The following is a 19,981-nucleotide window of genomic DNA, read 5'->3' as shown; positions in this document are numbered from 1 at the left end:
TAATCGTTTGATTTTTGTTTTTGGTCGGTTCTATGTTTCTGTCTGTATAATAATTGATTGGCGAATTGAAAAAAAGTGTTTTTTTGTGTAATCAAGTTTTATTTTTATTTCACAACTTAAATATTTAAAATGAGCAATAATCAACAATGGAATCGCAGAGGTTTTCTGTTTACAATGGGTGGAGCGGGAGCAGCTTTAATGTTAAATCCGCTTTTGTCTTGGGCTGCAATTGAGCAAGATCCAAGGATTGCTGCTATTGTTGCAAGAACATTCGGAATCGATACACACAATCACATTGATGTTCCTTTGATAAAATCAGAACTGCCGGGTCCAAAAGTTGATTTGTTTGGTGAAATAAAGAAATCTGGTTTATCTGCAATTTGCATGACTTTTGCCGTTGATTATCAGAAATTAATTAATCCTGGAGATGCTTACGAAAGATTTCTAAACGGATTAACCGCTATGGACGAAATATTGATTGCAAATGATATGAAACGTGCTCTTGATTATACTGATTTAGAATGGGCTCATAAGAATAAAAAGCCTATAGTAATTCAATCTGTAGAGGGAGGACATTTTCTAGAAGGCAAAATTGAGCGTTTGCAGATTGCTTATGATAGAGGTTTAAGACATCTAGGATTGCTTCATGACAATGATGCTTCTGTTCCGTTAGGTGATATTTTTACAAAAACGCCTCAATGGGGCGGACTTACTTCTTTTGGCGTTGAAACAATTAAGGAATGTGAAAGACTAGGTATTTTAGTCGATTTATCGCATTGCGATGATAATACGGTAAACGGAGCTTTAAAAATTGCTAAAAAACCTGTTTTAGTTTCGCACACAGGTTTAAATACCCGTCTTGGTGCAAATGAAGGAATGGCAAAGATGATGATGCCAAGACTTATAAGCAAAGAGCAGGCTAAAATTGTAGCAGATCATGGTAGTGTAATTGGGGTTTGGACACATCTTGCTGATTCACCAGCTGAATTTGCAGATAATATTAAAGCTATGGTTGACGTAGTTGGCGTCGATCATGTTTGCATTGGAACTGATACTAAATTGACTCCAGCTTATCGTTCTCCAAATGATAAAGGATGGGGACAAGGAGATAATAAAAAGCCAGAAGATAAAAAGGAAGAACCTAAAAAGCAAAACGATCAAAAAGGGCAAAATGATAACAAAAAGCAAGGGCCTCAAGGAACTAATCAGTCTTGGGGAATTGAGAAGCAGGGATTTTATTATACCGTTGTTGAATCTTTACTGAAGGCAGGTTTTAAAGAAGAAGAGATTGCTAAAATCGGCGGTGGAAATTATTGTCGAATATTTGATATTGCGACGAAAAGATCTTAATCTGTCAAAGATTATTTGTAAACAAAACAACAGCGAAATAAAATTCTTTATTTCGCTGTTGTTTTGTTTTTATTTGGTGCTTGATATTTGTTTCTAAGATCGAAAACTAATTCTGAAGGGCCGTTTCTCTGTAGATAATCTAACTTTTCTACGGCTTCTTCCATAGTTGGAATTTCTCCTTTTGGAATCCACCACATGGCTGTATGCGCTTTTCCGAATTTTTGAAACCATTCTTTTCGGCGTCTTAAAAATTCGCTGTGAAAAGTTTTGTACATATAATGCTCTAAAGTTTCAATGCTTTCCCAAACCGATACATTAATTATAATTTGCTCATCATTGTACGGATTCAGACTTTTGGCATTGTAACTGTCAGTTTCGTCTTTTAATCTCCAAACAAAACCTTCGCTTTCTTCGGCTAAAGTGTTTACAGCATCTAAATTATCTACAAATTCTTTCATTATTGGGTCGTTGATATCGACGCCTTTCATTTTGGCAATATTAATTTCGGCAAGATGATAATGACTCATAAAGGTTTATGTTTCTGAATAATATGTAGGATTATTTTTTCGCCACAAATTACACGAATTGCACTAATTTTATATTCTAAATAAAAAAGAATTCGCTAAGATTTGTGTAATTCGTGGCAAACAACTTATAAAATCTGAGCAGTTTTGTAAACTTGAATTGGACTTGAAACTAGAGTCTCGGTTTTTTTGATAAAATCTTTTAAGTAAGATTGGTTGTTATGTAAATCTAAACCAGGTTGATCTTTCCATTCTTCCCAAAGAATAAAAACATTTTCTGAAGTGTGTAAATCGTAACGAATACAAGCAGCTTCTTTTCTAGTCTCGGTTACTAGATGTGTTAGCAGGCTTTGAACTTCAATTAAATGTTCTGGTTTACTTTTTAAAATTGCTGTAATAGAAATCATAATTATAAGTTTTTAAAAGTTTGCTCTAAATGTTTCGTGTAATTCTCTTTAAAGATAATGATATTTTCTGGTGTAGCACCTTTTTCTACATCATGGAAATGAAATCCGTCTAGGCGTTCCATTCCTGTGAATTTGTTCATTTTGTGAAAACCAAACATTACGCCATCATCAACAGAAGTTTCTTCGAAGAATTCGCCCGGAATTGTGAATGCTGTTGCAGGTGCGTTCCAGCTTGTAGTAAGCATGTATTTACGTCCGTGTAGAAGTCCGCCAGTTCCGTAGTTTATGTCTGGATTTACACGACTTCTTCCATCACTTTTATAGATTCCGTTGTTGTGTCCTTGCGTGAAAACGTCATCGATATATTTTTTGAAAAGATTCGGAATTTGAAACCACCAAACTGGTGTATGATAGATAATTAAATCTGCCCAAACAAATTTTTCTACTTCTTTTTGAAGATCTATTTCGTCTTCAATGTGGGTTGTTTTTATTTCGTAATCATTGTTTTTAGAAAGATATTCAACTGTCCAATCCTGAACGGTTTTATTGAATTGTCCTCCTGAATGTGCGAATTTTTGTCCGCCGTTAATTATAAATATCTTTTTCATTTTAATTATTTAATTGTTTGAGATTTTTTTGATACATAGCTCTCAAAGCTTGTCATTTCGAGGAACGATAAATCACACACGTTACTCGCCAAAGATTGGCGACTTAGTTTGCAGAGTTTCTAGTGTGATTTCTCCTTTCAGTCGAAATGACAAGATTGCGTTGACTATGTGCATTTACATGAGTGAAACGCCTTTGATCACAACTAAAGAATATTGTTTCTATGTGTTTAAAAAAGTGAATTATTTAATTTTAGCAATTGCCTGATTGATAAATTCCAATTCTGAAGCTGATAAATCGAAATCCATTGTTTTGGCGTTTGAAATGGCTTGTTCTGCATTTCTAGCTCCAGCTAATACAATTGAAATTCCTTTTTGTAAAGAGGTCCAGCGTAAAACTAATTGTGATAAACTTGCTTCTTTTGCGAGTGCTAAAGAAGTTAATTCTTCAACTAAAGTTTTTACTTTTTGAAGATCAAATTGGCTGAAATAACCATTTCTATGGTCGTTTTCTTTTAGTTTGCTGTCAGTGAAATATTTCCCAGTCAATAAACCTCTTTCCATTGGGCTGTAAGCGATGATTCCGATGTTTTCTGCAACTGTGAAAGGAATTAGTTCTTCCTCAATTTTGCGATTCAGCATGCTGTATGCCACTTGATTTGAAGCCACTTGAATTGTTTTCTGTGCTTCTTGAATTTGTGCTACATTATAATTGCTTACTCCAAAAGCTCTGATTTTTCCTTGTTGAATTAAGCTTTCAGCAGCTTCCATTGTTTCGGAAATTGGAGTTGTTGAATCTGGCCAGTGAATTTGCAGTAAATCGATATAATCAGTCTGAAGACGTTTTAAGCTTTCTTCGACTTCTTTAATTATGTTTGCTTTTGATGAATATTTGTAAATCGGAACTTTTTTACCGTTGTCATCAGCGTCGAAAAAGAAATCGCCTTTTCCGTTATTGCTTCCGTCCCAAACCAAACCAAATTTTGTAAGTAGCTGAACTTTAGAACGATCGTAAGGTTTTATTGCTTCTCCGATCATTTCTTCGCTTAGACCAAATCCGTAAAAAGGAGCAGTGTCAATTGTGGTAACTCCGTGGTCAATAGAAGCTTGAACAGATTCGATTGAATCTTTCTTTTCTGTACCGCCCCACATGGTTCCACCAATGGCAAATGCACCGTATGTAATAGCTGATAATTCAAGTTCTGAGTTGCCTAGTTTTCTATATTCCATGATTGTGATTTTTTATGTTTAAAATTGATGAGGCAAAATTATACTGTTTTTATGATTCTTATTTGGTATATATTTGTCTTTTTTAGGTATATTTGCATCTCCAAATAAATGGAATTATGAAAAAAGAAAACTTATACGAACCTTTTACAGTCTCTTTTGAAACGCTTAATGAATATCCAGATGTTGGAGATCGTCATAATTTTTTCGAACTGGTTTACATTCTGGAAGGAACAGGAAGACAGTGTATTAATAAGAATATTTTTGAATATGATCCAGGGCATTTGTTTTTATTGACGCCTGAGGATTGTCACAATTTTACTATTGAAACCAAAACGAAATTTTTCTTTTTGAGATTTAATGATATTTATTTGAAAAATTCGAGTTTGCAGAATGAGAATATTCAGCGATTAGAATATATTCTTCAAAATGCGAATCATCAGCCAGGCTGTATTCTTAAAAATGATCCCGATAAATGTTTGGTCAAAGTAATGATTGAAGCAATCTGCCGTGAACATCAGGATAAAGATGTTTACAATCAGGAATTGATTCAGCAATTGGTGAATACCTTGATTATTATCGTGGCGAGAAATATTGCAAAATATCTTCCTGAACAAGTAACTATAAATACTGAAGCTAAAGCAATGGATATTCTGCAATACATTCAGAATAATATTTACTATCCTGAAAAAATTAAAGCAGAATCAATTAGTGATTATTTCGGAATTTCGAATACGTATTTAGGACGTTATTTTAAGAAACATGCGAGCGAAACGATGCAACAGTATATCAGTAATTATAAAACGAAATTGATTGAGCACCGTTTGCAGTTTAGTGATAAGCGTATTAATGAAATTGCGTATGAATTTGGTTTTACGGATGAAAGCCACTTTAATAAGTTTTTCAGAAAACAGAAAGGATATAGTCCTTCTGAGTTTAGAAAAACGATTCGATTAAGTGCGTGAGTTTTTTTGGGCTACAAATTTCACAAATTTCTGCTAATTTATTTTTAGCCACAGATTAAGAGGATTAAAAAGGTTTTTCTTTGGCTTATTAAATCTGCGAGAGAAAAAAAATCCCTGTAAATCCCCGTTTTTGCAAAGAGAATCTGTTTTATCAGCGTACTTTAATTTTCTTTTCCAATTATAAAATCAAAATGATCAGTTTTACCAGCTTTTAAATTTTTTATTTCATTTTTGATTAGTTCTTCTAATGAATCGGCAACAATGTTTCTGTCCCAAGATTCATTTTGAAGCTCGATAATCTGTCCAAATTTTCCTTTTGAAGCAGGATCAGTGTCATAAAGTAAATAATCACCGTTTCGTCCTGTCGCAAACGGAATCCATTTTGGGTTAGCGTAGTTATTGGTTTGGATTTTTTCGAAATCAATTTCTTGTTCTGGCAGATCTTCTTCGTCAAATTGTAAATCTTGTATCGAATTCCATTCTTCTGCGATATCTTCAAACGGAATTAAATCATAGCTCCAATTGTTAACTCCAAATTGAAAAACAGCTGTTACAGGGTCGTAATCTACATTTTGAACTTTGTAAAAGTTAATTAATGCTGGCGGAATTGTAATATCGTCTTCAAGTTCAAGATGTTCTTGAATATCGCCTTCGGAAATTCCATCTGCAAGATTGTAGTAATCATTGTTTGTTGAAACGATTTTATTGATTTCTAAAATCCATTCCTGCCATAAAGGCTCAAACGATTTGTATTCAGGATCAAGAGGCGCTGTGATTTTCTTTTCTTTTTCTTCAGAAGATGAAATGCTTAAACTTGTGATTTTACCATTTTCTTTATCAAACCAAACACTTGTTCCATTTAAAATAAAAGCACCGCTTCTGTCACCTTTAAAAAGTTTTACAAGTTGACTTTTATTGCTTTCGTAGTATTGAAATAATTCTTCTCCATCAAAAATAAATTCTCCGGTAAAGATGCTTTTTGCGCAATAATCATATTCTCTAACTTCAAATTCAATAGCCAAACTTTCAGCTTTATTTCCTTCTTTAGAAAAGGCCATAATACCAAGTTTGTCCCAAGTGTAAACATGATTGTATTGTTTTTTGATGTATCTGCAGTCTCCTAAAGCTTGTTTTAAAACTGTTATATCAATTGGGAATTCGATGTTTACATTATTAATCTGAAAGCCTGTTTTGGATAATTCGAGTTTAGTCATTTGCTTTTTTATGGGGTTTAAAGGAAAAGAGAAACTAGATAATCTTCTTGATTACACGAAGTTTATGTGTATGTTTTTTTAATTCAGGATTATAAATTCCAGTGTGGTCTAAACGATCAATACGAACTTTTCCACTTGCGTGAATAATGTAATTGTTTTCCATTATAATACCAACGTGCGTAATGTTTCCTTCGTCATTATCAAAGAAAGCTAAATCGCCCGCTTCACTTTCTTCAATAAAACTTAATGGATCTCCTTCAAGCGCTTGCTGCGAAGCATCACGATGAATTTTATAACCGTTTAATTTGTATACCATTTGAGTAAAACCTGAACAATCAATTCCAAAAGGTGTTTTTCCGCCCCATAAATACGGTGCATTCAAATACATAAAAGCAGTTTTTATTAAAGCACTTTTGGGTTTTATGCCACTGGTTTTAGTTCCTTCAAAATCAAAGTTGGAAATATTGATTTCGTTGTTATTTAAAAAGGATAATGAAGCACCAAGCGGAATGGGAAGTAACAAATTATCTGGAGCAGTGATATAATCAATTAAATCGGCATTTAAGATAATTGCTTCTTTGCTTAATTGATTAAATTGCTGTTCGGTGATAACCTGATATTGTTTAGAATCTACCCAGCCTTCGTAATCATCAAATTGAATTCTGATTTTAGCCCATTGATTATGGCGTTCTAAAATTTCGATATGCTCTCCAAACAAAAGTTGTGTAACAATTTCACTTCTGTCACTTGGTTCAGATCGAACGGGTACTATGGCAAGATTGCAAATTCCGAACATTTAAGGCAAATTATAAGTTGAAAATCAGGAGTTACAATTTATAAACTCCTGATTTTTTATGATATTGTTTTTAAGCTCTCTCGATAACAATTGCAGATGCACCACCACCGCCATTGCAAATTGCAGCAGCTCCAGTTTTAGCATTGTTTTGTTCTAAGACATTTAGTAAAGTTACAATAATTCTAGCTCCTGAACAACCCAGCGGATGTCCAAGTGAAACAGCTCCACCATTTATGTTAACTTTATTGTTATCAAGGTTTAATATTTTTGAATTGGCTAATCCGACCACAGAAAATGCTTCGTTGAATTCGAAATAATCTACATCTGAGATTGAAATTCTAGCTTTATTTAAAGCTTTTGGAAGTGCTTTTGCTGGACTTGTGGTAAACCATTTTGGTTCTTGCGCAGCATCTGCATATCCTTTTACGTAAGCAAGAGGTTTAATTCCTAATTCGTTTGCTTTTTCTTCAGACATTAAAACTAAAGCTGCTGCTCCGTCGTTGATTGTTGAAGCATTTGCAGCAGTTACAGTTCCGTCTTTTGTAAAAACGGGTGCTAAAGATGGAATTTTATCTAATTTCACATTAGTATATTCTTCATCTTTTGAAAAGATAATTGGCTCACCACGTCTTTGAGGAACTTCAACAGGAACAACTTCATTGTCGAATTTTCCAGCGTCCCAAGCTTTTGCACTTCTTTCATAAGACTGAATTGCGAAAGCGTCTTGTTCTTCACGAGTGATTTTATATTCAGAAGCACACAAATCAGCGCAAACTCCCATTGCGTTGTTGTCGTAAGCATCTGTCAAACCATCTTTCTGCATTCCGTCAAGCATAGTTGCAGGACCAAATTTGTTTCCAGCACGCATTTGTACATAGTGAGGAATCAAGCTCATACTTTCCATTCCGCCCGCTACTACGATTTCAGCGTCACCACATGCGATTGCTTGAGCAGCAAACATTACGGCTTTCATTCCAGAGGCGCATACTTTGTTTACTGTTGTAGCAGCAACTTCTTCTGATAATCCAGCAAATAATGCAGCCTGGCGAGCTGGCGCTTGTCCAACACCCGCTTGAATTACATTCCCCATGAAAACTTCATCGACTAATTTTGGGTCAAGGTTAATTTTTGAAAGCGCTCCTTTTATGGCAGTAGCGCCTAATTTTGGTGCAGGTACAGTAGATAACCCGCCCATGAAACTTCCGATAGGTGTTCTAACGGCAGAAACGATAACAACTCTTTTGTTCATTTTCTGTTTAATAATAGTTAGTAAGCAAATTTACTGTTTATTTGAATAAATTCAAATTTTGTATTGAATAGGGCTAATTTTAAATTTAAGGTGAAATTTTTGTTAATTCTATTTGTTTGATTGTGAAGTGTTTTTGAAAAAAGATAAAAAAAAACTAAAAAAACTCAAAAAAAAGCTTGTGAGAAAAGGAATGTTGTTATACATTTGCACTCGCAAAACGGAAGCAATTCCACTAGCAAGGAGAGGTGCCAGAGCGGTAATGGAGCAGATTGCTAATCTGTCGACGGGTAACCGTCGCCAGGGTTCGAGTCCCTGTCTCTCCGCTTAAATTTTGCCTCGGGGTGTAGCGTAGCCCGGTTATCGCGCCTGCTTTGGGAGCAGGAGGCCGCAGGTTCGAATCCTGCCACCCCGACTACAATTGAAATAATGGACGCATAGCTCAGCTGGATAGAGCACCTGCCTTCTAAGCAGGCGGTCGAAGGTTCGAATCCTTCTGCGTTCACAGAAGACCCACTCATACCGAGTGGGTCTTTTTGTTTTCTACAATTTTGCAGTTTTTAAAATCGATGAAAAAAGCGTGGCAAAACCGTGGCAAACGGTTTTTGAAATAATGAAAACATAGAATTGATGCGGGTTTGTAGCCTATAGTTGCAATCCTTCTGGGGTCACAAAAAGCCACTCAAATCGAGTGGCTTTTTTATTTTGTGTATCTTTCTTAAAAAATTGCTTAAACAAAAAAAGATCAAACATTCTTAAAACATTTGATCTTTATTTATTGATGAAGTTCTTTTTAAATTAATAATTATCAAATTCTCTTCTTTGGTAAAAAGTATCATCATTGCTTTCAGACGCAAGACGAGATTCTTCAGTAGGGTAATAAGAATTCAATACTCTTCTTTCGTATTCCCTATCAAAATTATTTTGCCAGTTGTATCTGCTTGTTTTTCTAAAGGTATCATACCCTATGCTGTTGGCCATGACAATTTTAGTGTCTTTATTTATGCTTACAGAACCAATTGGAATGATAATGTGGCTGTCTCCATCCTTGTAAACAAACTCTTTTCCGTTGTCATTCAATATTGCATCGTGCACTTCATTACGACTATCGTCAATTAATCCTTTGTCTAGATTAACATCAAGATAAACAACACGTTGCATGTCTTTGTTAACCCAGAGGTTATCAATTTTTCCTATTGTACGGTTGTCTGCATCTACAATTTTCCAACCTCTTACATCAGAATAGTTGGAAGCAACTTTATAATCAGAAAGTTCGTCTAGTCTGTATAAGTTTCTATCTTTATTTTCCATAATTTCTCAGTAATTTGCTGTGCTGTCTGCACTTGAATTGTTTTCGATTTCCATTCTGTTTTCGTTTTGCACTTGATCATCTCTCAAAAAAACATAGTATACAAGTGCTGAGATCAATAGGACTGCTACAATCCACGGCCAGATTGGCTTTTTTTTCTCAATTTTAATTTCTGCCATAACCTTATATTTTTATTATAAATATTTAATTTTAAATAAAGGTACAAATGAGGATGGCCTATAGAAGTATTTAATTTCAGGTAGAAGTTATACAATTCCCAGCCGTTAAAAAATTGATTTATAACAGCTTAAAAATTTAATTCTTTTATAATATTTTGAGATTACTTTAAACAAGGCCAATGTTTATGGGCGTTTCTAGGGTTCTTAAATATTTTGTAGTAAATTGCTTCTTCGTTTTTAATTCTAATAACAAATAAAAATTTTACTACGCCCCATGAATGAAGAAATAAATTTATACCGAAACACAAAGAAAACCAGAAACTTACTTTTATACGCTATTGCAATTAGTATTTTATTAGCAATTGCAGTTTTATACGGAATAGGAACTTTTGATGGAGTGTTTAAAATAAAACTATCTATTATTTCAGGCGCTATTCTTGTAATGATGCTTGTTTTAAAATTTAAAGTTTTTGCAAGTATAAAAGATAAATCTCCATTAATCCATATTGATGCAAATGGTTTTTCCGGAAGAACAACCCCAGTAGCTAAAGCTTTTGGAAGAATAGAGTGGCAAGATGTTACCAATGTGCAATTGCAAAAAGTTGGTGGAGATACTTTGGTTGCTGTTACAATTGACAATTTAGATAAATATGACGGTCGTGTTTCTAAGTTTCTTTGGAAAATGGCTTATGATGAACAAAATTCTAAATTGAATATTATGTACTCAGCGTCAGAAATTGATATTGATGCAAATAGATTATATGACTTGTTTGTAAGTAACTGGAAAAAATAATAAAAGAGCCGCTCATTTGAGCGGCTCTTTTATTATGCTTTAGATAAAGAAACATCTTTAGTTTCTTCCAGCTGCCCAAAAAATAGAATTTCGGAGTAGAGTAGTGTAAGCTTCATTTTCAAATAATTCTGGAGCATGTCCCATAAAAATGTACACATTTCTTGATTTGAAATGATCATTTGTCCAAACTACAGGATGATCTCCCATTTTTATTTTTGAATCTGGTTCGTATGTAGATTCATCAACTGAAGCCAGAACATGAACATTTGGCCTCGGGCTTTTATCATAAATATACCATTCTTCTTTTTTGATCAAGAAACCGGTTGAAATTCCTTTGGTTACGGGATGAGATTTATCTTCCATATTTACTTTCGCACTTGCAAAATCTGGAATATAATTGACAAACTGAATTCCGCCCATAAAATCTGAGAACCATTTCCACATTGGATATCCGTCAAATTCTCCTAACAAAGTTGCATGATGTAAACCTACCCATCCGCCTTTTCCATTGTCCATATATTTCTGAAACGCCTTCATGGATTCTTCACTCCAAGTGTAAGGAGGATAATCTAATTGAATAAAAACTTGATATTGTTTTAAAAATGCTTCGTTAATAGTTTTGGTATTTTCGATATAATCAATTGTAAAACTGCTATCGATTGCCAATTTGTTCAGCCAAGGTTTTGCTGCTTTTGTAAAATCAAGATGATGCCCGCCATTTTCATACAAAACCAACGCTTTAAAACGTGATTTTTTTTGTTTTTGAGCTAGACAATTTGGCTGAATAAAACAGCTTAAAATAAATAAAATATATACTATTGAATTTTTCATGAAAGCGATTTGTTTGAAGTACCAAAATTATGGTTTAACCATTGCCGTTATAGCTTGTAGAAACCATGCTGAATGCGGAATCCATTGTTCTGTCCAGCGCCATTCGTTTCCTTTGTCTTCTATTTTAAAGTCAATTCCAGAACCATCTCCATTTTCATCTTTACCTGTAATTCCGTTAGAAATTCCGCCTTTTTCAGAACCGTGTCCATAATTAGAATGCATGTATGGAACATTATATTCTCCAAATTGATATAAAAAGCACATCGAATACGGATTGCATCCTAAAATCCAAGATAATTGCTGGGAAGCGTACAAATCAATTGATTTTTTTATTTTGCTATTTTTTTGAAGCGAAATACTTTTTCCGCCTTCAATTGCTGCTGTTGCCAAAGAAGCTAATCTAGCGTTTTCGCCTTGCCACCACCAGCCAGTTTCATTTTCGTGTGGAATAAAAAAGCCATCCTGAATTTTATCTTTAAATAAAAAACTTTGCCTTGCATAACCAAACGGATTAGGGACATTATTTGTAACAGCCAAATTATACTCCAAAGCCTTTTCGATCACATTTTTAGCCAAAGCTATTTCTTTACTATCCGTTTCTTTCTTTAGATATCTTGTTAATGCTACAATAGGCAAACCAGCATCTGCAGCATGCCAAAACGGACGATTTCCACCGTTGCTTCTAAACCAACCTTTATCCGTCATTCGGTTTTCAAGTTTATGAGCCCATTTTCTGGCTTCTTCTTTATAGAAATTATCATTGGTCACAATCCATAATTCTGTCGATGCCATTAAAGCGCAATAATCATCAATGATGTTTTCTTTTCCGTCATCGTCATATTTTGTATTATTGATTAAAAGATGGGCATAAGCTCGTTTTGCACCGTCTAAATATTGTTTTGAAGTAAAATCTCCGTTCTTATTCCACTGAGAAATTCTTGCAAGCGAAGCTATTGCCATTCCAGCGCCTTCGCGAAAAGCACTTTGATATTCATCTGTGGTAACGCTATTGGCATGAAGTCCAACAATTCTTCTTGCGGCTGGATTTTTATCGAAATAACTGAAAACAATCATATAAAAATAGTCTTCATCAGAAAGACAGCGCATCATATAATCGGCTCCCCAAATGGCTTCGTTATCTAAAGAATCTTTTATTTTCCATTGTGTTAGCTGTTTCGGGATCGTTTCAGAGGTATTTATTAGTGACCAAGTTACTAAAGGTGTTTGTTGCGGAGAGACGAAATTGGCGTAAGCTAAATGCGAAAAATATTTGCTTACATCTCCAGACGCATCACACCATCCTCCATGCACGTCTACTTTTTTAGAGCTTCCAAACAATAGCATATTTTTGTCAGCTTGAAGTTCTTCAGTGGTATTTGCCCTTTGCTTATTATAATAATGAACAATTGAAGAAATAGTTCTTTTGGCTAATATATTTTCTTCAATCGAAAAGCGTGCAGAAGTATAATTTTGATCTTCAATTTTTACACTGATTTTATAATTTCCTGGTTTTTGAAATGAGGAAAAGTCTGCTTTATAATATAATTTTCCCAATTTCCAGTCCTCAACACTTTCCGCGTTTCCTATTTTAGAAGTAAAAACAGTTTTGCCAGATTCGGAATCCACAATAGCGAAAGTTGTACTAGGAAGTTTGCCTTCATATCCAATAATAGCAATCTTTGGACTTTTCGGGTCAAAACCAACTTGGTTCACATAAATAATTGGGGAGCTATAAGCCGTAACAGAAAGAAATAAAACTATTAAGGCATATTTTAATTGTTTTCTGAATTTTAGCATGGTTTAGTTTTTTTAGCTAATAGAAAGCAAATTACAAAAAACTGAAAATTTACTTTAGCTAAATGTTTTTGACCTAAAATTCTAGAATTATAAGAATTATAATGAAACTAGTTTTTATAGGAGTTTATGCTAAAACTGAAAAATTAATGATGTGTATTTGATGTGATTTTTATAAAAAAAGAATACAAAACTTTCAGCTATTGATTATTTTTTCAAGCTGACCAAAACATATGGAATGAATTTCAACGCCTTCTTTATATTGTTCAAGAGTCATTCCGTATAAATGAGGTGTGTTTTGTAAATCGTTTTGGCTTGAAGATGTAATTTCGAATTGATTGTTAATTGAATCTAATTGTGGTTCTGCGTTTTTATTGATATTCCGGTTTGTCATAAAATTAAGTTTTTGGCTGAAGAATTTTGGTAAGATTTACGTTTAAGAAATAAGAAGTTTAATCTTTTCAATAGCTTTTTTGTTTTCATATGCAACTTCAACTAATGCAAGCAAAATATCATTTCTAAAAATGGTTTTATTTCTAACATTTCTTATTAATGCTTTGCTTGGAGCAGGCTGGCCTTTTTTAATTATACAGTTAATAGTAAGATCAACATAGGTTGAAGGTAAATGCTTATCAATAAACTCATAAGCTTTTTTATTGTGAGAATTATCTTCTTTAAAATTGCTATTATTGATTAATTTTGACATATATTTGCTAATTATAATTTAATGTGTTCATATTTTATGTAAATGTAGGAATAATATTATATTTACCATTCTTTTTAATGTTAAAAATATATTGTCGCTATATTTTGTATTAAAATTTATTAATGATGTATAACGAGAAGTTGAGCAAATTCTTTAAGGCTAAAGGATTAAAGCAAAAGGAGGTTGGGGCAATTTTAGGATTTAGCCCTGCAATGATTGGAAGATATTTACACGGTACGGCTAATATAGGTTCTGAATTTATTATTAGTTTGAGTAAAAATTTTCCGGATGTAGATTTGAATTATCTTTTTGCTCCAGAAATTGAGCAAAATATGGTTAATGAAGCTAGTGCGGTGTACGAAAAAGAGAATATTTTGAATGATTTGGAAGAAATTGAAGATCGAATTCATAATATTCGGCTACGGCTAGCAGAGAAAAAATTTGAGGAATAGATTAAAAATTTTCCAAAAAATATCTAACAATTATAACTTGTAACCGTATTTATTAAACCACTCTTAATTAGAGTGGTTTTTTGTTTAAGATGTTTATTTTTTAATTATATGTAAGCTAATTATTTAAGTTTTTTTTTGCTAAATTTGGTTAAACAATTTCTAGCAATAACCATATGGAAAAATTAAAACGACCGGTTTATGTTAAACCTGGAGCCGATGATTTTTTTAAAAAGATGCGTTTAGAAGTAGAAGAAACGGTCTTAAAAAACTCGTCGTTGTATGTATTAAATGTTGTGAAGTCTTTAGGGCTTCTGGCAATTTTCTTTTTATTCTACGCCTGTATCTTAATTTTTGGTAACCAGACCCCCTTACTTTTTCTCTTTTATATTTTGTCTGGAATTACTATGATCGTTTTGTTTATAAATGCTTTTCATGATGCTGCACATGGAGCCTTATTTAAAAAGCCAAAGCACAATGAATGGTTTTTATATGTTTTAGAACTCTTTGGAAGTAATCATTGGCTCTGGATGCGACGTCATATAAGTTTGCATCATGCTTACCCAAACGTGCCAGATTGGGATGTAGACATCAAACAGAGCGATATTATTCGAATATTTCCAAATAGTCCGCTGTTTAATTACCACAAGTACCAGCACATTTATATGTGGTTTATTTATCCTCTTTATAGTCTTAACTGGCTTTATATTAGAGATTTTAAAGACTTTTTTGGTACAAAGGATAATTATGTAAAGAAAGTTGTCGACAAGATTCCGAGACAAGAAGTTTTTAGACTTTTTGTAGCGAAGATTATTAATCTTATTTATCTGCTTTTTATACCTATGATGCTTTTAAATCAGCCGTGGCATATTGTTCTTTTTGCTTGGCTGTCTATGCATTTATGCGGCAGTGCAATTGGAGTTGTGGCGTTGGTTTCGACTCACGTTGACGAAGATGCTCATTTCCCCAATACTGACGAAGAAGGAAATCTTTCGGATACTTGGGTAATGCATCAAATGATTGTAACTAAGGATTTTAGTACAGAAAGTAAACTTGCTAATTTCTTATACGGAGGATTTACGCATCATGTAGCGCATCATCTTTTTCCTGCTGTTGGACACACCTATTATCCTTATATTACGCCAATAATAAGACGTTATGCAGAAGAATATAATTTGCCATATACTTCATATCCGTTTTATCATGCTGTTCGTTCTCATTTTAGAATGCTGAAAAACAAAGGAGTAAAAGAAAATATTTTAATTACAGGCGAGATATAGCTATTGAAAGTTATTTTTATAGAATAAAAAAGCGGTTTTTAAAACCGCTTTTTTTGTGACCATATTTTATTCTTTTATTTCAGCATTTTGCTTTTTAATGTTCAAGTCTTTTAGGAAATTATCTTTGATTTCAATATCAAAATTATCTTCTTTAAAAACCGTCAGTTTTGATTCGGCAAACTTGTAAACATTAATTTTATTGTTTTTAACGTCAATAAAAAGATCATAGGAATAAGAACTGCAATCATGTTGTTTACAGCCCCAAGCATGTAGAACATTTTCTTGTTTTTCAAAAGGAGTTTCTGTATTCCAATCTTTCACCATTTGATCGTAATCTGTTCCCAATAATTTTTTTAATCTTGGCGCTAAACTGCTTTTAGATAAAAACTGAGTTCCAATAACACTTTTATCGACCAAATTGTATAAAGAATCTGTTGGATTTAAGACAGTGCTATCTGTTTTTAAAGCTTCTGTTTTTATGGAAGTAGAGTCGGTGGTAGGCACACTTTTTATGATTTCTTTTTTGCATGAAAAGAAGATTAAACTGCCCAAAATAACTAGAGAAATGTTTTTGGCTCTGTAATTCATAATAACTGATTTTTTAGAATTAATAATTTAATTTACAAAGTCGTAATGATCTAATATTCATAAAGATATTAAAATAATATCTGTTTTGAAAGTAAATTAAGACGTAATTGTAAACTCAATAAAGTAAATTTGAGCTCTAAAGAAAATAGTTAAAGAAGCAGTTTTCAGTTTTTTTGTTTAACTTCAATTTTTAAAATTATCAGGCAATGGATCACTTTTCAAAAATTTTAATCGTTTTTATTTTTTGTTTTACCTCTTTGCAGGCTCAAAATGAAGCTTATATAAGTACCGCAGAAGCTGAAACTTCAGATACTACATTTGTTAAGCTTAGAGATTATAGTAACGATTTTGTATATGATATGAAATATGCAACCGAAGATAATTTCTTAAAAGCAAAAGTATATGATTGTGCTGAGTGCATGCTTCGTTTAAAGACCGTAAAAGCCTTAATTGCTGCAAATAATGATTTTTTGAAGAAAGGTTATAGAATCAAAATTTTCGATTGTTACAGACCATTGGATATTCAGAAAAAAATGTGGGAGATTGTGTCGAATCCGGAATATGTTGCAGATCCAAAAAAAGGCTCCATCCATAATAGAGGAGGAGCCGTTGATATTTCTTTAGTGGATATAACAGGTAAAGAAGTCGATATGGGAACTTCTTTTGATTTTTTTGGAAGTATGGCCAGTCATAATTTTAAACAGCTTTCAAAAGAGATTCTTTCAAAAAGGGCTTATCTGAAAAAAACAATGATTAAAAATGGCTTTAATTCATTTGATTCTGAATGGTGGCATTATAATTTAAAAGCTGGTTTAAAAGATAAAGTTTCCAATCAGAAATGGAAATGTGATTAATTACTCAACACATCTGATATTTTCCATGAAATAAGTATTTGGATGCGTTACCTTTCCTGTTAACTCAGAAGTAAGTTCGCTTTTTACGATATAATCTTCTGTGTTAGTTAGATATTTTACACGCATAAGCGAAATAGGGGACTTTTTCAGTTCTTCATAATTGTCTTTCATGAACATGAAAATCCCTGTATTAACGCGATTGTCAAAACCTTTTTCGTCACGAATTAATGTTCCGCAAGTTTCTTGATTGATGTGCATTAAGGTTACAATTTTTCCATTTTCTAATTGTAAAAAAATCTTTGAATTTTTATCAAAACAATTGGCTTTGATGAAATCTTTACTTTTCTGGATTGCTTGCATATTTAAAGTAGGCAATCCGTCAGTTTGAGCCAGTGAAAAGAAGATATAATTAAAGTTTCCTCCAAAATATTTTTCACTCATTAAGTACTCATTTGTAACTTTGTAAGTACCAATAGAATCGGTTACGTTTGCACTGTATTCACAAGGTTTTTGTGCAAAAGCGGTAAATGTTAATAGAAAAATGGTTAAAATAAATAGTTGCTTCATTGTGTTAGATTATTTTGGTGCAAATTAAAACTATTTTGTTATCTTTTACATCAGTTGTAAAAAAACAGTACAAATTTCCGCCATTTTTTATTTTCCATTTTTTTCTAATGTTTTCTACAGTCTCTGGAAAATTGCGAGTTGTAATATTAGCCTGCTTATTTGCAAGCTCATTTTTCATGTCGTTTTTGTTATATGGAATGATTTTTTGAATCTCAAATTTTCTTCCAGGAAAGTCAATTAAATCTTCTGAAGTATATAAATGCGAATGCTTATGTAATTTATCAATTTGAAAAGCGATACTTACTTCGTCAAAACCACCTGATTTCATAATGGCAGAATTTGGTTCGTAAAGATATTTCAGCGGTAATCCGTAAGACGAAAAAGATGTTTCGTTACCCAAAACAAACTCAAAAATTTCTGTTTTTTCTTTTAGAATGTTGGCTGTTTTTAATGTTATTTCGCCCGAATAATTTTTATGAATTTCGAAAAGCAATTCTTTTACTTCGTTTTCAAGCGCTATGATATGAATGTTTTTGACATTTTTTAATTCTGATAATCCCGCTGAAATATCTAAAAGCGGAGCCGTTTTAATTAAAATAGAATCTGATTTTTCGAAATAAAAATCAAGCAGTTCAGGAACATTTGGCAAACAGTCTTTCAGCATGAAAACTTTTCCTTTACTGTCATTTCTTCTTGATGGATCAATATAAATCCAATCAAATTTATGATTTGTTTCTTCTAATAAATGAATAGAATCTCCAGCATAAAAAGTACAATTTTCAACTTTTAATTGTTTGAAATTGTGTGCTACAATTGCCGATAATTCTTCATTTATTTCGCAATGTGTTATCGATTTGAATTTCTTCGAAAAATAATAATCATCAACACCAAAACCGCCTGTTAAATCAATTAAAGTTTTACCAGAAATTAAAGAAGCTTTATATGTCGCTGTTTTTTCTGAAGAAGTTTGTTCAACCGATATTTTATTTGGGTAAATAATATTTTCCGCCGTAAACCAAGTCGGGAGTTTTTCTTTAGCTTTAGTTCGGGCTTCAATTTGATTTAAAATGAGAATCCAGTCTGTTTCTGGAAACGGATTTTTTTGAAGCGCTAATTTTGTTATATCTGCACCAGTATTTTGAATTATAAATTTCTGTATATCATGATGCAAAATAGAAGTATTCAAAGCTAAATTCTTTCGGTTAATGTAGAGACAATTTTGTTATCAGGAAAAAATTCTTTTAAAATAACTTTTATCATCGTGAATAAAGGGACAGCGATAATCATTCCGACAATTCCAAAAGTAATTCCGCTAATTATAGTAATAAGAAAAATTTCCAGCGGATGCGAATTTACACTTTTTGAAGAAATTATTGGCTGGCTAATATTATTATCAATTGCCTGAACCAATAAAAACCCGATTACAACATAAATTGTAGTTGGAAGAATTTCAGATTGAAAATCTTGTCCAATTAAACTAATCATTGTTAACAGTGCAGCTAAAATGGTTCCGATAATTGGTCCGATGTACGGAATAACATTCAAAATAGCACACAAGAATGCAATAACAAAGGCATTTTTATTTCCGAAAATCATTAAAACAATCAAATACAAAATAAAAACAACTGTAAGCTGAAGAAGCAATCCGATAAAATAGCGTGTTAAAAGATGATTTATTTTGGTAATTGAATTCAAGATTTTGTCTTCGTTTGTATCTGGTAGAATTCTGCGAGCTTGACTTTTAAATATTTCTTGATCCTTTATAAAGAAAAAGGTGATGAAGAAAACAGAAACCAATCCCATTCCCATATCGGCCATAAAATTGAATATCGAATTAATAAAACCAGTAAAATATCCAAAATCTAGTACAGAAGTAATTTTAGAATCTTTTATCACTTTATTTAAATCAACATGCTGAATATTAAAATATTGCTCGATACTTTGTTCTGCTTCAATGAATTGTGTCTGGAGATGTGCCGTATCTAAAAGAGATAAATTATTGGCCTGAGAAATGATTAATGGAACAAACAATAAAATAAAACCAACAATCAAGAAAATAAAAAAGATTATGGTTGTAGTTGCGGCAAGAGAATTGCTAAACTTAAGTTTGTTTTTTAGAAATAATACTAAAGGATTTGCAATTAAACATAAAATCAATGAGATGCATAAATAGACAATAACAGTCTGAATTTCATATAAAAAGTATAAAATTGCTCCGATAATTAAGATCACAGCCAACGCTCGTAAAATTCCGTTTGCGATAGTTTTTGATGTTACCATTGATTGAGTTTTAGACC

The 19,981-nt window shown here is 32.6% G+C and carries 23 protein-coding genes and 3 tRNA genes; 9 read left to right on the top strand and 17 right to left on the bottom strand.

The window, feature by feature from the left end; genetic code table 11:
* Nucleotides 1-129: 129 nt before the first annotated feature.
* Nucleotides 130-1,350 carry a dipeptidase gene (locus tag OD917_RS00420; protein WP_263521569.1) on the top strand — a complete coding sequence of 407 codons (1,221 nt, stop codon included), beginning with the start codon at nt 130-132 and terminating at the stop codon, nt 1,348-1,350.
* A 47-nt stretch (nt 1,351-1,397) separates the two neighbouring features.
* Here OD917_RS00420 and OD917_RS00415 read toward each other — a convergent pair whose 3' ends face one another.
* The 4 genes from OD917_RS00415 to OD917_RS00400 form a co-directional block, all read right to left on the bottom strand.
* Nucleotides 1,398-1,877 carry a DUF3291 domain-containing protein gene (locus OD917_RS00415; RefSeq protein WP_263521568.1) on the bottom strand — a complete coding sequence of 160 codons (480 nt, stop codon included), beginning with the start codon at nt 1,875-1,877 and terminating at the stop codon, nt 1,398-1,400.
* Nucleotides 1,878-2,002: 125 nt separating this feature from the next.
* A complete protein-coding gene (locus OD917_RS00410) occupies nt 2,003-2,281 on the bottom strand; it encodes a putative quinol monooxygenase (protein ID WP_263521567.1) in 279 nt (92 codons plus the stop codon).
* A gap of 2 nt (nt 2,282-2,283) precedes the next feature.
* Nucleotides 2,284-2,889 carry an NAD(P)H-dependent oxidoreductase gene (locus tag OD917_RS00405; RefSeq protein WP_263521566.1) on the bottom strand — a complete coding sequence of 202 codons (606 nt, stop codon included), beginning with the start codon at nt 2,887-2,889 and terminating at the stop codon, nt 2,284-2,286.
* Between the two features lie 240 nt (nt 2,890-3,129).
* A complete protein-coding gene (locus OD917_RS00400; protein ID WP_263521565.1) occupies nt 3,130-4,116 on the bottom strand; it encodes an aldo/keto reductase in 987 nt (328 codons plus the stop codon).
* A 116-nt stretch (nt 4,117-4,232) separates the two neighbouring features.
* Between OD917_RS00400 and OD917_RS00395 the strand changes: the two genes are divergently transcribed.
* Entirely contained in the window at nt 4,233-5,078 is an 846-nt protein-coding gene (locus OD917_RS00395) for an AraC family transcriptional regulator (RefSeq protein ID WP_263521564.1), read from the top strand.
* Nucleotides 5,079-5,239: 161 nt separating this feature from the next.
* Here the strand turns inward: OD917_RS00395 and OD917_RS00390 are convergent, their stop codons facing one another.
* The 3 genes from OD917_RS00390 to OD917_RS00380 form a co-directional block, all read right to left on the bottom strand.
* Nucleotides 5,240-6,292, bottom strand: a complete 1,053-nt coding sequence (locus OD917_RS00390) for an SMI1/KNR4 family protein (protein ID WP_263521563.1) — start codon at nt 6,290-6,292, stop codon at nt 5,240-5,242.
* A 34-nt stretch (nt 6,293-6,326) separates the two neighbouring features.
* A complete protein-coding gene (locus OD917_RS00385) occupies nt 6,327-7,088 on the bottom strand; it encodes a C40 family peptidase (protein WP_263521562.1) in 762 nt (253 codons plus the stop codon).
* 70 nt (nt 7,089-7,158) lie between these two features.
* Nucleotides 7,159-8,337 carry an acetyl-CoA C-acyltransferase gene (locus OD917_RS00380; protein WP_263521561.1) on the bottom strand — a complete coding sequence of 393 codons (1,179 nt, stop codon included), beginning with the start codon at nt 8,335-8,337 and terminating at the stop codon, nt 7,159-7,161.
* A gap of 239 nt (nt 8,338-8,576) precedes the next feature.
* Here OD917_RS00380 and OD917_RS00375 point away from each other — a divergent pair.
* From OD917_RS00375 to OD917_RS00365, 3 genes are all read left to right on the top strand, one after another.
* A tRNA-Ser gene (locus OD917_RS00375) sits at nt 8,577-8,660 on the top strand.
* A 14-nt stretch (nt 8,661-8,674) separates the two neighbouring features.
* A tRNA-Pro gene (locus OD917_RS00370) sits at nt 8,675-8,749 on the top strand.
* 16 nt (nt 8,750-8,765) lie between these two features.
* A tRNA-Arg gene (locus tag OD917_RS00365) sits at nt 8,766-8,839 on the top strand.
* A gap of 293 nt (nt 8,840-9,132) precedes the next feature.
* Here OD917_RS00365 and OD917_RS00360 read toward each other — a convergent pair.
* Both OD917_RS00360 and OD917_RS00355 read right to left on the bottom strand, forming a co-directional pair.
* Nucleotides 9,133-9,645, bottom strand: coding sequence for a PRC-barrel domain-containing protein (locus OD917_RS00360; protein WP_263521560.1), 513 nt, complete (start codon nt 9,643-9,645; stop codon nt 9,133-9,135).
* A 6-nt stretch (nt 9,646-9,651) separates the two neighbouring features.
* Nucleotides 9,652-9,822 (bottom strand): hypothetical protein, encoded by a 171-nt coding sequence (locus OD917_RS00355; RefSeq protein WP_165352391.1) that lies wholly within the window; start codon nt 9,820-9,822, stop codon nt 9,652-9,654.
* Between the two features lie 274 nt (nt 9,823-10,096).
* On the opposite strand from OD917_RS00355, the gene OD917_RS00350 reads away from it, so the two are divergent.
* On the top strand, nt 10,097-10,615 hold the full coding sequence (locus OD917_RS00350; protein WP_263521559.1) for an STM3941 family protein: 519 nt from the start codon (nt 10,097-10,099) through the stop codon (nt 10,613-10,615).
* A 57-nt stretch (nt 10,616-10,672) separates the two neighbouring features.
* On the opposite strand, the gene OD917_RS00345 is transcribed toward OD917_RS00350, so the two are convergent.
* From OD917_RS00345 to OD917_RS00330, 4 genes are all read right to left on the bottom strand, one after another.
* Nucleotides 10,673-11,446 (bottom strand): ThuA domain-containing protein, encoded by a 774-nt coding sequence (locus tag OD917_RS00345; RefSeq protein ID WP_263521558.1) that lies wholly within the window; start codon nt 11,444-11,446, stop codon nt 10,673-10,675.
* Between the two features lie 27 nt (nt 11,447-11,473).
* Nucleotides 11,474-13,243: a glycoside hydrolase family 9 protein gene (locus OD917_RS00340; protein ID WP_263521557.1), complete on the bottom strand. Its 1,770-nt coding sequence runs from the start codon at nt 13,241-13,243 to the stop codon at nt 11,474-11,476.
* 193 nt (nt 13,244-13,436) lie between these two features.
* Entirely contained in the window at nt 13,437-13,634 is a 198-nt protein-coding gene (locus OD917_RS00335; protein ID WP_263521556.1) for a hypothetical protein, read from the bottom strand.
* 42 nt (nt 13,635-13,676) lie between these two features.
* Nucleotides 13,677-13,946 carry a hypothetical protein gene (locus tag OD917_RS00330; protein ID WP_263521555.1) on the bottom strand — a complete coding sequence of 90 codons (270 nt, stop codon included), beginning with the start codon at nt 13,944-13,946 and terminating at the stop codon, nt 13,677-13,679.
* Between the two features lie 125 nt (nt 13,947-14,071).
* Between OD917_RS00330 and OD917_RS00325 the strand changes: the two genes are divergently transcribed.
* The gene (locus OD917_RS00325; protein WP_263521554.1) at nt 14,072-14,398 is read left to right on the top strand and encodes a helix-turn-helix domain-containing protein; all 327 of its coding nucleotides are present in this window, start codon (nt 14,072-14,074) and stop codon (nt 14,396-14,398) included.
* 173 nt (nt 14,399-14,571) lie between these two features.
* On the top strand, nt 14,572-15,675 hold the full coding sequence (locus OD917_RS00320) for a fatty acid desaturase family protein (RefSeq protein WP_263521553.1): 1,104 nt from the start codon (nt 14,572-14,574) through the stop codon (nt 15,673-15,675).
* Between the two features lie 66 nt (nt 15,676-15,741).
* Here OD917_RS00320 and OD917_RS00315 read toward each other — a convergent pair whose 3' ends face one another.
* Nucleotides 15,742-16,263 (bottom strand): hypothetical protein, encoded by a 522-nt coding sequence (locus tag OD917_RS00315; RefSeq protein ID WP_263521552.1) that lies wholly within the window; start codon nt 16,261-16,263, stop codon nt 15,742-15,744.
* Nucleotides 16,264-16,469: 206 nt separating this feature from the next.
* Here OD917_RS00315 and OD917_RS00310 point away from each other — a divergent pair, with 206 nt between their 5' ends.
* Nucleotides 16,470-17,117: a M15 family metallopeptidase gene (locus OD917_RS00310; protein WP_263521550.1), complete on the top strand. Its 648-nt coding sequence runs from the start codon at nt 16,470-16,472 to the stop codon at nt 17,115-17,117.
* On the opposite strand, the gene OD917_RS00305 is transcribed toward OD917_RS00310, so the two are convergent.
* Genes OD917_RS00305 through OD917_RS00295 form a run of 3 tightly spaced genes read right to left on the bottom strand, consistent with a single transcriptional unit; the run spans nt 17,118 to nt 19,964 of the window.
* The gene (locus tag OD917_RS00305; protein ID WP_263521549.1) at nt 17,118-17,684 is read right to left on the bottom strand and encodes a hypothetical protein; all 567 of its coding nucleotides are present in this window, start codon (nt 17,682-17,684) and stop codon (nt 17,118-17,120) included.
* Nucleotides 17,685-17,688: 4 nt separating this feature from the next.
* Nucleotides 17,689-18,870, bottom strand: coding sequence for a class I SAM-dependent methyltransferase (locus OD917_RS00300; protein WP_263521548.1), 1,182 nt, complete (start codon nt 18,868-18,870; stop codon nt 17,689-17,691).
* 2 nt (nt 18,871-18,872) lie between these two features.
* A complete protein-coding gene (locus tag OD917_RS00295; RefSeq protein ID WP_263521547.1) occupies nt 18,873-19,964 on the bottom strand; it encodes an AI-2E family transporter in 1,092 nt (363 codons plus the stop codon).
* Nucleotides 19,965-19,981: the final 17 nt, after the last annotated feature.

The sequence above is a fragment of the Flavobacterium sp. SH_e genome, from assembly GCF_025717045.1.
Lineage (GTDB): Bacteria > Bacteroidota > Bacteroidia > Flavobacteriales > Flavobacteriaceae > Flavobacterium.
Note: the sequence above shows the minus strand (reverse complement) of the source record. Positions and strands in the feature narration are given on the sequence as shown.